At 63.0% G+C, this 13,887-nt stretch carries 12 protein-coding genes; 9 read left to right on the top strand and 3 right to left on the bottom strand.

Features of this window, described 5'->3' with window-relative positions; translation table 11 throughout:
• Window positions 1–99: 99 nt before the first annotated feature.
• The 3 genes from J4D99_RS18655 to J4D99_RS18645 are packed head-to-tail and all read right to left on the bottom strand — an operon-like array spanning window position 100 to window position 3,439.
• Window positions 100–708, bottom strand: a complete 609-nt coding sequence (locus tag J4D99_RS18655; protein WP_236018737.1) for a helix-turn-helix domain-containing protein — start codon at window positions 706–708, stop codon at window positions 100–102.
• On the bottom strand, window positions 705–1,082 hold the full coding sequence (locus J4D99_RS18650; RefSeq protein WP_208133255.1) for a cupredoxin domain-containing protein: 378 nt from the start codon (window positions 1,080–1,082) through the stop codon (window positions 705–707). Before J4D99_RS18650 ends, J4D99_RS18655 begins: the two co-directional genes overlap by 4 nt.
• Window positions 1,083–1,087: 5 nt before the next feature.
• Window positions 1,088–3,439, bottom strand: a complete 2,352-nt coding sequence (locus tag J4D99_RS18645) for a heavy metal translocating P-type ATPase (protein WP_208133254.1) — start codon at window positions 3,437–3,439, stop codon at window positions 1,088–1,090.
• 349 nt (window positions 3,440–3,788) lie between these two features.
• Between J4D99_RS18645 and J4D99_RS18640 the strand changes: the two genes are divergently transcribed.
• From J4D99_RS18640 to J4D99_RS18600, 9 genes are all read left to right on the top strand, one after another.
• Window positions 3,789–4,259 (top strand): hypothetical protein, encoded by a 471-nt coding sequence (locus J4D99_RS18640; protein WP_208133253.1) that lies wholly within the window; start codon window positions 3,789–3,791, stop codon window positions 4,257–4,259.
• Window positions 4,260–4,500: 241 nt separating this feature from the next.
• Window positions 4,501–5,055 carry a heavy metal-binding domain-containing protein gene (locus J4D99_RS18635; RefSeq protein WP_208133319.1) on the top strand — a complete coding sequence of 185 codons (555 nt, stop codon included), beginning with the start codon at window positions 4,501–4,503 and terminating at the stop codon, window positions 5,053–5,055.
• Window positions 5,056–5,126: 71 nt separating this feature from the next.
• Entirely contained in the window at window positions 5,127–5,720 is a 594-nt protein-coding gene (locus J4D99_RS18630) for a helix-turn-helix transcriptional regulator (protein ID WP_208133252.1), read from the top strand.
• A 163-nt stretch (window positions 5,721–5,883) separates the two neighbouring features.
• On the top strand, window positions 5,884–6,276 hold the full coding sequence (locus J4D99_RS18625; RefSeq protein WP_208133251.1) for an HYC_CC_PP family protein: 393 nt from the start codon (window positions 5,884–5,886) through the stop codon (window positions 6,274–6,276).
• A 160-nt stretch (window positions 6,277–6,436) separates the two neighbouring features.
• A complete protein-coding gene (locus tag J4D99_RS18620; protein ID WP_208133250.1) occupies window positions 6,437–7,798 on the top strand; it encodes an efflux RND transporter permease subunit in 1,362 nt (453 codons plus the stop codon).
• Window positions 7,791–9,683: an efflux RND transporter permease subunit gene (locus J4D99_RS18615; protein ID WP_208133249.1), complete on the top strand. Its 1,893-nt coding sequence runs from the start codon at window positions 7,791–7,793 to the stop codon at window positions 9,681–9,683. Before J4D99_RS18620 ends, J4D99_RS18615 begins: the two co-directional genes overlap by 8 nt.
• Before the next feature lie 37 nt (window positions 9,684–9,720).
• Window positions 9,721–11,037 carry a TolC family protein gene (locus J4D99_RS18610; RefSeq protein ID WP_208133248.1) on the top strand — a complete coding sequence of 439 codons (1,317 nt, stop codon included), beginning with the start codon at window positions 9,721–9,723 and terminating at the stop codon, window positions 11,035–11,037.
• Window positions 11,015–12,379, top strand: a complete 1,365-nt coding sequence (locus J4D99_RS18605) for a heavy metal-binding domain-containing protein (protein ID WP_208133247.1) — start codon at window positions 11,015–11,017, stop codon at window positions 12,377–12,379. The genes J4D99_RS18610 and J4D99_RS18605 overlap by 23 nt, the downstream gene beginning before the upstream one ends.
• Complete coding sequence (locus tag J4D99_RS18600; RefSeq protein WP_220235753.1) at window positions 12,369–13,853, top strand: efflux RND transporter periplasmic adaptor subunit; 1,485 nt, start codon at window positions 12,369–12,371, stop codon at window positions 13,851–13,853. The genes J4D99_RS18605 and J4D99_RS18600 overlap by 11 nt, the downstream gene beginning before the upstream one ends.
• Window positions 13,854–13,887 lie beyond the last annotated feature (34 nt).

Genomic DNA, 13,887 nt, shown 5'->3' with positions numbered 1-13,887 from the left:
GGGCGGCTCACTAGTTAGCAAAGCCACCCGCTACTTATACTGCTAACCGGCCCGGCCGTTTTGCCAAATAGCAGTCGGGTTCTTACAAGATTTTCAGCCTTACTTCACGTCATCCAGGCTGCGGCGGCCGGCGCTGCCCGGCCCCAGGCGCTGAAACTCGGTGGGCGAGAGGCCGGTAACCTGCCGGAACTGGTTGGTGAGGTAAGCTGCGCTGCTATAGCCCAGCTTCTGGGCTACCTCGGCCACGGTAGCCTCCTGGTAGCTCAGCAGCTCCTTCGCGCGTTCCACCTTCTGGCGGATGACATACTTTTCCAGCGTCAGCCCTTCGTGCGCGGAGAATAAGTGCGAGAGGTAGGCGTAGTCACGGCCCAGGCGCTCGGTCAGGTAGTGCGATAAGTTGTGTCGCACCTCCGTGGCCGGCGTGTAGTGAATCAGCTCCACTACCAGCGCCTTCATTTGCTCCACGAGCTGCCGGGCCGGGTCTTCCACCAGGTCGAAGCCCGCAGCTTGCAACGCTTCGCGCACCTCAGTTGTATCGGGCACCTCGCCGGCTACGTCGGCCGCGCCCAGGGCTATTTGCGTCACGGGCAGGCCCAGCTCTTCCAACTCGCGGCGCACCACGCGCAGGCACTGCGGGCACACCATGTTGCGGATATAGAGGCGCGTCGTACCGGGCACCGGCGGGGGTAGCATGGCGGTCGGGCTCATACGACCACCAGGCTGCCGCGCAGCATGTGCATGCCACAGGTGAACTCAAAACGGCCCGCTTGCTGCGGCAGAAACTCTACGGCCGTGGTCTGGAAAGCCGGCAACTCGCGGCGGATGCTGAAGTCGGGTATGAGCAGCTCTTCCGAGCAGCTGCTTTCCTCGTCGCGGTAGAAGTTGAGCTGCACGGGCTGCCCGCGCTTGACCTCTATTACGTCGGGCGAGTAACCGCCCTTCACCCGAATATCGACCTGCTGCACGCCGGCCGTTGTCGTGGTGGCGGCCCCCACCTGGTGCGGCGCCAGAAAGAAAAACCAGCCCACGAACCCCATCAGGCCTAGACCGATGAGGGTAACGAGCACTTGCGAAGTATCCATAGCACTTACGAATTAGGCGTGAAGCCGCGTAGCCGCAGCGAGTTGGTGAGCACCGACACCGAGCTGAGGGCCATGGCCCCGGCGGCAATCATGGGGGAGAGCGTCCAACCGGTGAAGGGATAGAGCAACCCGGCCGCGATAGGAATGCCGAGCGTGTTGTAAATGAACGCAAAAAACAGGTTCTGCTTAATCGTGCGCATGGTTTGGCGCGAGAGGCTAATGGCCGTGACGACCCCATTCAGGTCGGCGCGCATGAGCGTAATAGGGGCGGCTTCCATGGCCACGTCGGTGCCGGTAGCCATCGCCAGGCCCACATCAGCGCGGGCTAGGGCCGGCGCATCGTTGATGCCGTCGCCCACCATGGCTACCGTCCGTCCTTCAGCTTGTAGCTCTTGCACCTTGCCGGCTTTGTCGGCGGGCAGTACTTCGGCGAAAAAGCGCGTGATGCCTACTTGATGGGCTACCTCAGCGGCGGTTTGAGGATTATCGCCGGTCATCATCACCACTTCCAGCCCTTGTCGCTGCAACTCCTTAATAGCGCTAACGGAAGTCTCGCGCAGAGTATCGGCTACCCCTAGTACAGCGGTGGGCTGACCGTCCATTGCGACATACAGCACCGTTTTGGCTTGCGCTAACAGGCCAGCCGCCGCTTGCTCCAACACAGGAGTTAGGGTTACCCCCGCTTCACGCAGCAGGCGTTGGTTACCGATGAGCACGGCCCGACCGTCCACGGTAGCGGCCGCACCCTGCCCCTCAATAGCTCGGAAGTCAGCGGTGGCGAGAGGCGCAACAGTCGAATTACCAGACCGGTTTTCAGGAGCATCGGCGTAGCGCACCACGGCGGCGGCTAGCGGGTGCTCGCTCTGCCGCTCCACGGCAGCTACCAGCGGTAGCAGCTCGCCGGCTTGGTAACCGGGTACGGTTATCACGTCGGTTACGGCGGGCTCGCCCTTCGTGATAGTGCCAGTTTTATCGAGCAGTACGGTGTCTACCTGGTAGGCTTTTTCCAGCGCCTCAGCGTTGCGAATGAGCACGCCATACTCAGCCCCTTTGCCTGTGCCGACCATAATAGCCGTGGGGGTGGCCAGCCCCAGCGCGCAGGGGCAGGCAATGATGAGCACGGCCACAAAGTTGACCAGCGCCAACGGCAGGCGCGTGGCTTCGGGGGCAAAGTCAAACCACAGCACGAACGTGGCTAGGGCAATTAGCACCACTGTGGGCACGAACACGGCGCTGACCTTGTCGGCCAGCCGCTGGATAGGCGCGCGGCTGCCCTGCGCTTCGCTCACCAGCTTCACAATCTGCGCCAGCATCGTATCAGCGCCTACTTTCGTTACCCGAAAGCGGAAGGAACCTGTCTTGTTAATCGTGGCGCCAAATACCGCGTCGCCGGCTTTCTTACTGACGGGCAAGCTCTCGCCGGTGAGCATGGCCTCGTCCACGGCCGATTGGCCTTCCGTGATAACGCCATCGGTAGCCACCTTCTCGCCGGGGCGGACCACTACCACCTCGCCGAACTGCACTTGCTCAATGGGTACAGCTACCTCTTTGCCGTCGCGCACCACGCGGGCTGTGCGCGCTTGCAAGCCCAGCAGGGCTTTAATAGCCGCCGAGGTGCGCTGCTTGGCCCGCGCCTCCAATACCTTGCCTAGTAGAATCAAGGCGATGATGGTGGCCGTCGTGTCATAATAGACATGGGGCATGATGCCCTGGTTGGTCAGCCAGCCCGGCAGCAGCGTTGCCACCAGGCTGAACAAAAATGCCGCTCCCGTGCCCACGGCAATGAGCGTGTCCATGCTGGCCGTGCGGTGCTGCAGCCCGTTCCAGGCAGAGACGTAGAACTCGCGCCCGCAGTAGAAAATAACCGGCAGCGTCAGGGCTAGCTGCACATAGTTGAGCAGCGGCGTATTGATGCGGGCCATGAGCGCGGGCCAGAACATGACCATGCTCAGGGCCATCACCACAACGGCCAGGGCCACGGCTACCCCAAAGCGGCGGCGCAGCTTGGCGTACGCCGCAGCTTTGCGCGCTTCCAGCTCGTCATCGGTAGCAAGCGGGCTGGCAGGCGCAGTAGTGGCGTTGGCGGCAGTTTCGGCTACCCCGTAGCCAGCCTGCTCTACGGCGGCCTTCAGGCCGGCGCGGTCTATCTGAGTAGGCAGAAAGTCAATGGTGGCCTTCTCGGTGGCCAGGTTTACGACGGCGCGCTGCACGCCGGGCGTGCGGCTGAGGGCGCGCTCCACAAAGTTGGAGCACGAGGCGCAGGTCATGCCCTCAATGTCGAGGGTGGCCGTTTCCGTGTTTACTGGCCCGGCAGGCGGGCTAACGACGGGTTCGGGGGCGGTGGGGTGAGAATGCATGGCAACGTAATTCGGCAACCGGGATAGGGGTACCCTGATTGGTCTACTTAACGACAAAGCAACTGGCTGGGTGCTGCCATTTTGGTGCGCAATTCATACCCAGACTTGTAAGATTTAGGACTGCCTTAGCTACTGCTTTAGAAGGTGTGCATAATTCAGCGGCTAGCTTGTAAAATTTTGGTCGGTCCACCCGCCGGCTTCTTAGTCTTTATGCTTTGTTATCAGCGCTTCAGTGGCTTAAAACCCTACTTACACCCTTCTTCCTACCTGATTTAGCCGCTTGACTACCAGAGTCGGTGGGTTAGGGCGCCGAAACCTAACCCCTTAATTTTGTCGTTCCTGAGTCCCAATGCTCCGCCTTTCGCCCTTTACCCAACGCTTCACGGCCCTCACGCTGCTTCTGCTGTTCCTTCAGGTAACGGCAGGACAGTGTCTGTGCGCGGCGGCCGTTGGTCCCTGGGCACATATGGCCGTGCCTAAGCCCGCACCCGCCGCAATGCGCTACACGCATCCGGGCTGCCACGGGCACGATATGGCCGAGCATACTGCCGCCGGCAAGCACCAACACGGGCCGGCTAAGCAGTCGCACGACTGCTGCAAAGACAAGTCGGCAGCCATTCTCAAAGCCCTCTCGACCCCGCCCGCTGCCAAGCTGGCGCTGGCTGGGCCCATGCTGCTGGCCCTCCCCCCAGTGCTGGGCTTCACTTTCCCGCGCTTCACCGCTTGGAGTCGTGAGCAAGCCGTGATGCTGGTGCCGCCCCAGCACCTGCCCCCTAAAATACCCGACATTCGGGTATACCTGCGGTCGCTGACCGTCTAATTCTTCGCGCCCTGTAAGGTCCGCGCTTCTCCCGTATGTCGGGAGGGGCCGGGCCTTTTTGCTTGCCTAAGGCGCTACGGAGCCTCCCACTGCCGCCTTGCCGGGTCTTCACCCAGCGGCTGCCTTTATACTCCCTGCGGGCCGGTATCCACTGCTCTAAAGCTTGAGTGCTTTCTGGTACATCGTGCTGATAATTAAGCACTTACAACTAAAAATTTAACCCCCGCTTTTTTAAGTAACCATGACAACTTCCCGCATTTCCCTCGTCCTCCTCACGCTGCTGGCGATGGGCGCCCTCACGTCTCACGCGCAGCAGGCCCCCGCCTCGGCCAACCAGCACGGGGAGATTATGCCCGGCGAAACGCATGCGCACGTAGCGCCCCACGGCGGGGTAGTCCACTCTTCCGGCAGCTATCACCTGGAACTGGTACCCCATTCGACCAGCCTCGAGGTATACCTGTACGGTCCTAAGATGAGCGTCCTGCCTAAGCAAAGCGCGACCGGCACCGTGCTGGTAGAGTCAGCGACGAAGGCCACCTCGACGGTCACGCTCACCCCGATTGGCTCGAACCAGTTCAGTGCGAAGCTGCCCGCCGGCACCAAGCTGGAAGCGGCCACGGTGAAGCTGAAAGTAGCCGACCAGGACCTGAGCGTGCGCTTTGAGAAGCTTGGCGCGGCGCTGACTTCGGGTAAGACTGTCGGCGTTCACTACACCTGCACCATGCATCCTGAGGTGAGCAGCACCAAGCCCGGCAAGTGCCCCAAGTGCGGCATGACACTGGTTAAAAAGTCCTAAGTAGCCACCTGCCCCTGGTTCTGCCGGGGGCAGGTGCTAACTGGGGCTAGTCACTTTGGCTCCTACTTGCTATGGAACAGGTACGCTTAAACTCCGGAACCGTCTTCTACGTGAAGCACGTCGTCTGCCGCCGCGGCATCCGCGTACTGCGCGAGCTGCTGGTTAGCTTCAGTCTCACCCCTATCCGGGTCGAACTGGGTGAGGCCGAGGTAGCGGAGGCAACTGATACCATTGACTGGCCGGAGCTGGAGCAGCGCCTGCTGGAAATGGGCTTTGCGCTGCTCTACCTACCCAGACAGCGAGTGGCCGCCGACATCAAAGCACTCGTTATGGAGCTCTTGAGCCAGAACCCAGACCAGCTGCGGGCGGGTATTTTTCCGCCATTTCTCAGCCAGCGCCTGGGCCGCTCTTACGGTCACCTCAGCCACCTGTTTCGGGTGGTGGAAGGTAGTAGCCTCGAACACTTCATTATGGCACAGCGAATCGCCCGCGTAAGGGAGCTCTTGGCGGACACCCAGTTGACCATCAGCCGCATTGCCCAGCAGCAGGGGTTTAGCAGCCTGGGGCACCTCTCCCGGCAGTTTCGTCGCTATACCGGGTTGACCCCGACCGTTTACCGCCAGCAACACGCGCTGGGTGCAGCGGCTGAAGCGCAGCGGAGGTAACGCCTGCCCGTGCCAAACCAGCGACTACTCGCAAGCCAGATGGAATAGGGTCGGCAGAACCCGTTGACAAATCTTACAGTTTATACCTCACCAGGCTGTACATACAGCCGTCGCCACAACTGGTAATTTTGTGGCGCCTAAAAACAGACTCTTCGGTAACCGCGTGAAACGCTTCGTTAGCTTATTTCTACTCCTGAGCTACCTGCTGTCCAGCCCCGGGCTGGTGTACAGCATGCACTTCTGCGGGCAGGCGCTAACGGCGGTTGCGGTAACGCAGCGCGGCGACATTCCTTGCTGCTGCCTACCGGCTGGCAAGCCGTCTTCCGGCTGCTGCCACGACCAGAAGGTGACTAGCACCCTCAAGGACGTGAAGCTGACGGCTGCGCAGTTTCGGCTGCAAGCCCCTGCTACGGTGCCCGCCCCGGCGGTCTTGCGCATAGTGTGGCGGCTAGCCACTACTTACCCCTCAGCTGAGCCGACGGCCTTCAGCCTCGTCGAGGCGGCCCCGCCGCCCGACTGTCCGGCCTACGTGCGCGGGCATGCCTTCCTGATTTAGCTTTTCGGGTTCTCCTCGCTCCCCAGGTCGTTCGGCCGTGGGGCTTTCGGGCGTCGGCTGTTTTTCGGCTCGGCGCCCCACGTCCGGGCTGTGCGGCCCGCCGATGTCCCGACTTGGGTTTCCGGCTGCTGACGCGCCTCCCACTTTACGTGCTAATCACATGATTGAGCAACTTATTGCCCTTTCCCTGCGGAACCGGTACCTCGTGCTGCTGCTGGCAGCCAGCCTGTTCATCTGGGGCGCGTATTCGGTGCGCGAAAGTAAAATTGATGCCATCCCCGACCTGTCCGAAAACCAGGTCATCGTCTTCACCGAGTGGATGGGCCGCAGCCCGCAAATCATGGAAGACCAGGTTACCTACCCCCTGGTAACTAACATGCAGGGCCTGCCCAAAGTCAAGTCGGTGCGCGGCGCCTCCATGTTCGGCATGAGCTTCGTGTTCCTGATTTTCGAGGATAACGCCGACATCTACTGGGCCCGCGAGCGGGTGCTGGAGCGCCTCAACTACGCCCAGCGCCTGCTGCCCACTGGTGTTACGCCCACCCTGGGGCCCGACGGCACGGGCGTGGGCCACGTACTCTGGTACGTGCTCAAGGCGCCCGGCCTGGACCTGGGTGAGCAGCGCGCCTTGCAGGACTGGTACGTCAAGTTCGGTCTGCAAAACGTGCCTGGCGTGAGTGAAGTAGCCTCCTTCGGTGGCTTCCAAAAGGAGTACCAGGTGACGGTAGACCCTACCAAGCTGACGTACTACAAAGTGTCGCTGCCGCAGGTGCTGGCCGCCGTGCGCAGCAACAACAACGAGGCCGGCGGGCGCAAGTTTGAGCAGTCGGGCGTGGGCTACATCATCAAAACGTCGGGCTACATCCAGGATATGGCCACCCTGGAAAACGTCCCGGTGCTGACCCGCCCCGGCGGAGTGCCCCTGCTCATCAAGGACATCGGCACCGTGCAGATGAGCGGCGAAAGCCGCCTGGGCATCATGGACCTCAACGGGGAGGGCGAGGCCGTGGGCGGCATCGTGGTGATGCGCTACGGCGAGAACGCCGACGCCCTGATTAAACGGGTGAAAGCCAAGATGCAGGAAATCAGCAAGGGCCTGCCCAAGGGCGTGTCGTTTCAGCTGGTGTACGACCGCAGCGGCCTAATTGAGGAAGCGGTCGGCTCCATCGAGCACACCCTGCTGGAAGAGATGGCGACTGTGTCACTGGTGGTACTGCTCTTTCTCTTTCACTGGCGCAGCGCGCTGAGCATCCTGGTGCAGATTCCGATTACCATCGCCACGAGCTTCATTCTGCTCAACGCGTTCGGCATTTCCTCCAACATCATGTCCCTTACCGGCATCGCCCTGGCTATCGGCGTCATCGTCGACAACGGCATCGTGATGACGGAGAACTCTTACCGCAACCTGGCCCTGCGCCAGGCAGCTGAGGAGCAGGGCGGGGGACCCGGCGGACCGCCGCCCGCAGATTCCGCCCCCGTGGCGGTCCCTTCCACCTCAACCCTGCCGGCTTACCATGAATAACACCGAACGGCTCGCCATCATCGAGCAATCGAGCAAGCAGGTGTCGCGGGGCATCTTCTTCTCGACCATCATCATCGTCACCTCCTTTTTCCCGGTATTTCTGCTTACCGGGCAGGAGGGCAAGCTCTTCCACCCCCTGGCTTACACCAAGAGCTTCATTCTGATTATCGACGCCATACTAGCCGTCACACTGGCCCCGGTGCTGATTTCCTTCTTCATGAAGGGCAAGTTTAAAACCGAGGAGCAAAACCCGCTGAACCGCTTGCTGGAGCGCGTATACTCGCCCATGCTGCACTGGGTGATGCGCTGGCGCAAAACGACGCTGGCCATTAACCTGGCCCTGCTGCTGGTGAGCATCCCGCTGGTGCTGAGCCTGGGCACCGAGTTCATGCCCCCGCTCAACGAGGGCTCCATCCTGTTCATGCCCGTGGCCCAGCCCGACGTGTCGAACACGGAGATGAAGCGCATCCTGCAAGTGCAGAACAAGATTATCAGGCAGGTGCCCGAAGTGCTGAGCGTGCTCGGTAAGGCTGGCCGGGCCAGCACGGCCACCGACAACTCGCCCATCAACATGATTGAAACCATCATCCTGCTCAAGCCTCAGCAGCAGTGGCGTGCGGGCCTGACCAAGCCTAAGCTGATTGAGGAGCTGAACGGCAAGCTGCAAATCCCGGGGGTAGTCAACGGCTGGACCCAGCCCATCATCAACCGCATCAACATGCTGAGCACCGGCATCCGCACCGACGTGGGCGTGAAGGTGTACGGCCAGAACCTGAGCACCATCAACGAGGTGGCCGGCCAGGTTAACGCGGCCCTGAAAGGCGTGCCCGGCGTGGCCGACCTGTACGTGGAACCCGTCACGGGCGGCAAATACCTACAAATCGACGTGGACCGCGCGCAGCTCGCCCGCTACGGCCTCACCGTGGACGACGTGAACCAGGTTGTGGAAACGGCCATTGGCGGCACGCCCATTGCCAGCACCGTGGAGGGCCGCCGGCGCTTCGCCATCAACGTGCGCCTGGCCGAAGACTACCGCAACAGCCTGCCGGCCATTCGGCGCATTCCCATCCAAACCACCAGCTACGGGCCGGTGCCGCTCTCGGCCGTGACCACCATTCGCTACGCGGAGGGGCCGCCCATGATTAACTCGGAAAATGCCCAACTGCGCGGGGCGGTGCTCTTCAACGTGCGGGGCCGCGATTTAGGCAGCACCGTCAACGACGCTATGAAGCGCCTGCAAGGCGTGGAAAGCCACCTGCCCCAGGGCTACTACCTGGAGTGGAGCGGCCAGTACGAGAACCTGATTAGCTCGCAGCGCACGCTTAAGCTCATTTTACCGCTGGTGCTGCTCGTCATTTTCGGGGCGCTCTACTTCGCCTTTCACTCGCTGCGAGAGGCGTTTATGAGCCTCATCACCATTCCCTTCGCCCTGATTGGCGGGGCCTATATGGTGTACTTCTACGGCGTGAACCTCTCGGTGGCGGTGGCCGTGGGCTTCATTGCCCTATTCGGGCTAGCCGTGGAAACGGGCGTCATCATGGTGATTTACCTCAACGATGCCATGCAGCAGCTCGTGGCCGCCAAGGGCAACTCGGCCGCCACCATTACCCGCCAGGACCTGCAGGAAGCCGTGTTTCACGGCGCGGCCAAGCGCCTGCGACCTAAGCTAATGACCGTGTCGGTGTCGCTCTTTGGGCTGGTACCGGTGCTTTGGGCCACCGGCACGGGCTCCGATGTAATGCTGCCCATCGTGCTGCCCATGATTGGCGGGGTGTTCACCTCGGCCACCCACATTCTGCTCGTCACGCCGCTCATCTTCCTGATGACCAAAGAGTACGAGCTGCGCAAATTCGGAAAAATCGACGTCCTGGCCGTCACCCACTAACAAGTGGCTGAGGCCCTGGCCTCGCCCTTTTCGACCTATGAAGTACTGGCTTAAAATTTCCCTACTCCTGTTCGGGCTGCCGGCCGTTGGCTGGCAGCCGGCCCAGGCGCAGCAGCGGATGCAGCCCATGCACGCGGCCCGGCCGCGCGCCCAGGTTCTCCCCCTCGACTCAGTGCTGCGCCAGGTGGAGCGCCGCAACCCGGCCGTGCAGCAATTTACCTACCAGGCCCAAGCCAAGCAGGCCGCCATGGCGGGTTCCAGCAGCTGGGAGGCCCCCAAGGTCGGGGCAGGCCTCTGGATGACGCCTTACAACCAGGCCAAAGCGCGCGAGCTGGCCGGGCAGGGCGGCACCAGCCAGCTCCAGGGCCAGGCCGTCTTTTCGGTCGAGCAGATGATTCCCAACCCAGCGAAGCAGCGCGCCAAGCGCGACTACCTGAGCAGCCAGGCAGCCATGGTGCAGGCCGACCAGCAATTCAAGGTCGTGGAGCTGCGCGCGGCGGCCAAAACACTGTACTACCAGCAGGCCGTGCTGACCAAAAAGCTGGCCGTGCTGGATAACACCGAGGAGTTGCTGCGCTTTCTCATCAAGCTGGCCGAAGCTCGCTACCCCTATAACCAGGCCACGCTGCCCAGCATCTACGATGCCAAGGCCCGGCTGGAAATGCACCTTAACGAGCACCGGCAGGCCGAAGCGCTGGCCGAGCAGCATACGATTGCCCTCAACACGCTCATGAACCGGCCGGCCACCCAGGAATTTGCGGTGGACACCACGATTTTAGCTACCCCTCTGCGCCCCCTTTCGCTAGGAGATACTGCGACGCTGGCCAGCCGGCGCAGCGACGTGCGCAGCCTAGACCGCTCGCTGGCTTCGGTACAGCTCAACCAGCAGTTGGAAGCCAGCCGCCGCCGGCCCGACTTCGGGGTGCAGTTCGAGCACATGCCGTTTCTGGGTACGGGTGCGGCGCAGTTTACCCTGATGGGCTCCGTCAGCTTGCCCCTAGTTCCGTGGGCGGCGCGGGAATACCGGGCCAACGTGGCCGCGCTGGGCTATGAAAGGCAGGCCCTGCGCAAGCAGCGGGAAACGGTGCTTAACGAAGCGGCCGGGCGCCTGGCCAGCCTGCGCGCCGACCTGAGCCTGCGCCACGAGCAGGTGCTAACCTATGAGCAGCACATCTTGCCGGCCCTGCGCCGCAGCTACCAGGCTACGCGGCTCGCCTACGAGCAGAATACGGGGCAGCTGTTTCAGGTACTTGAAGCCTGGACCACTCTCAAGCTCACGCGCCTCCAGTACCTGGACGTGCTGCAGCAACAACTCACCCAGCAGATAGCCTATGAAAAAGAGCTGGAACAATAGCCCCTGGTGGTACCTGCTGCTGGTCAGCTTGCTCGGCGCCTGCCAGTCGCAGCCGCAGTCAAATGCCCCAACGGCCACCGTGACTGCTCCCCCGGCGGCGGTAGCCGACCGGTACACCTGCCCTATGCACCCGCAAATTGTGCGGGACCAACCCGGTGCCTGCCCGATTTGCGGCATGACCCTGGTGAAAAAAGTTAGCGCCAATGCCGCCCCGGCCCCCGCCAGCGCCGGGCTACCCAACCTACTCCAGGCGCCCAATGCGACAGTTGTCTCGACGGTGGCCACGGTACACCCCAGCCCCGATGCGGCCGACCTGACCCTCACGCTGCCGGGCCGGGTCGAGTACGATGTGCGCCGCACCGACATCATCGCGGCCCGCATCGGGGGACGGGTAGAGAAGCTGCTGGTTCGCTCCAACTACCAGCCCGTCACGAAGGGCCAGAAGCTGCTCGAACTCTACAGCCCCCAGCTGGTCACGGCGCAGGAAGAGTTGATTTTCATTCTCACGAATGACGCGCAGAACCGCACGCTCCTGCAGGGTGCCCGCCAGAAACTACGCCTGCTGGGGCTTACTGACGCGCAAATCAATCGCACGGTCGCCACCCGCCAGCCCCAGTACCAGGTAGCCGTTTACAGTCCCTACACGGGCTACATAGTAGCGCAGCCCGCCCAGGCCGGACCGGGCCAGCCAGCTGCGGCGCCAGCCCCGGAAGCCGGGGGCGGCGCAATGGGAGGCAGCACCCCCGCGATGGGCAGCCCGACCCCGGCGACAGTCTCCGCTACCCCGTTAGAAACGGGGCTGACGCTCACGGAAGGGTCCTACGTCACAGCCCGTCAGCCCTTGTTTCGGGTGGTCAATACCCAGCAGGTGTGGGGCGTATTCGAGCCGCAGCCCGACGAGCTGGCGGGGCTGCGGGTGGGGCAAACCATTCGCGTGGTGCCGGAGGATAACCCGACCCGGACGCTGACGGCCCGCATCGACCTGGTAGAGCCACTCTTCCGAAACGGAGCCAGCACGGGCGCCGTGCGGGTGCACCTGGCCAACCCCGGCGGCCGGCTGCGCAGCGGCACCCTGCTCACGGGTACCGTCAAGGGGTCAGCTTCGGGGGGACTGTGGCTGCCGCGCACGGCCGTGGTCGACCTGGGCAATCAGCAGGTGGCCTTCATTCGTACTGGCGGGGCTTTTCATGCCGTGCCGGTGCAAACCGGGCAGCGGACCGCGGACCGGGTACAGGTGCTGCGGGGCCTTAACCAGCAGGATGCCGTGGCTGCCAACGGCCAGTTTTTAGTGGATAGCGAAGGCTTCCTCCAACCCTCAACTTCTGCTTACCATGATAACTAGCCTGCTTTTATTCGGCGCCCCCGGCAGGCGTAGGCTGGCGCGCGCGCTGCTGGCCATGCTCCTAGCCTGGGGGGCCACTGCCTGCCAGCCAAACAAGCGGGAGGCGGCCCACCCCCCGGAGAAGGCGGGCGCCAGCACGTATTATACTTGTTCGATGCACCCGCAAGTAGTGCGCACCGAGCCGGGCAACTGCCCCATCTGCGGAATGGACCTGATAAAAGCATCCCGACAGTCCAACTCCGCGCCCCCCCCTGCCGGGGCGACTCCGGCCGCGGCAGGCGCGCACTATACCTGCCCGATGCATCCCCAAATTAACCGGGAGAAGCCGGGAGATTGTCCGATATGCGGCATGACGCTCGTAAAAGTGGCCAGCCAGACTACCGGCACCCGGGCGCTCGGACATGATGCCCGCCCGTCGGCCGAGGTAAAGCTGAGCGCGCAGCAGCTACAGCTGGCGAATATCCAGGTGGCAACGTTCGGCAGTACCAGCGCCGAAAGCAATGGCCCCGTGCTGACCGGCACGCTCACCACCAACGCCAATCAGTCCCGCTTGGTCAGCAGCCGGGTGAGCGGCCGCATCGAGCAGCTGTTTGTGCGCCAGACCGGCGAGTCTGTTCGCCAGGGGGCACCCCTGGTTTCCATCTACAGCGAGGAGCTGCAGGCCTTGCAACAGGACTACCTGCTTAGCCTGGCGCAGCAGCGGCTTGGGGGCCCGGATGTGAACCAGTACGGGCGGCTCGTGGAAGGGGCGCGGCAGCGGCTGCGCCTGCTCGGCATGTCGGCCGGGCAGCTGCGCACGTTGGCGGCGACAGGCCGCCCGACCCCCTCGTTGACTTTCTACAGCCCGCAGACCGGTTTAGTGCAGACGGTGGGCGTCACGGAAGGGCAGTACGTCAGCGAGGGGACCCCGCTGGTGTTGCTGACCAACCTTGCCTCCCTGTGGGTGGAAGCGCAGCTCTATCCCGAAGAAGTGGCGGGCATTCACCTGGGGCAAGCGGTCCGGGTGCAGGTAGCGGGATTTGCGGCCAGCTTTTCTGGCAAGGTCATATTCCTGAGTCCGGAGCTGGAAGCCAACAGCCGGGTAACCCTGCTGCGCGTGCAGCTGGCCAACCCGACCGGCAGCCTGCAGCCCGGCATGCAGGCCAACGTGCGCCTGGCCGCGCCCGGCGCGGCTGCCCAAACACAGCGGCTGCCGCAAGCTGCCGTGCTGCACGACAGCCGGGGCAGCTACGTGTGGCAACAAGTCGCCACCGGCCGCTTTCGCCGTCTTACCGTCACAACTGGTCCCGAAAACGACCAGACCGTGGCCATTACTGCGGGGCTGCCGGCCGGCGCGCAGGTGGTGGTGAGCGGGGCTTACCTGCTGGAAAGCGAGTATGCGCTTTATCCGGGCGACGCTGCCGCCGGTGGGAGCGCCCCTCCGTCGGGTACGGCTGGGCAGGCAGCGGCGATGGACCCTACCAGGAAGATGTAGGGGAGTGGGGTAAGCTTACTAGTCAGAAAGTTAG

The sequence above is a fragment of the Hymenobacter sp. BT559 genome (assembly GCF_017571525.1).
Lineage (GTDB): Bacteria > Bacteroidota > Bacteroidia > Cytophagales > Hymenobacteraceae > Hymenobacter > Hymenobacter ginsengisoli.
Note: the sequence above shows the minus strand (reverse complement) of the source record. Positions and strands in the feature narration are given on the sequence as shown.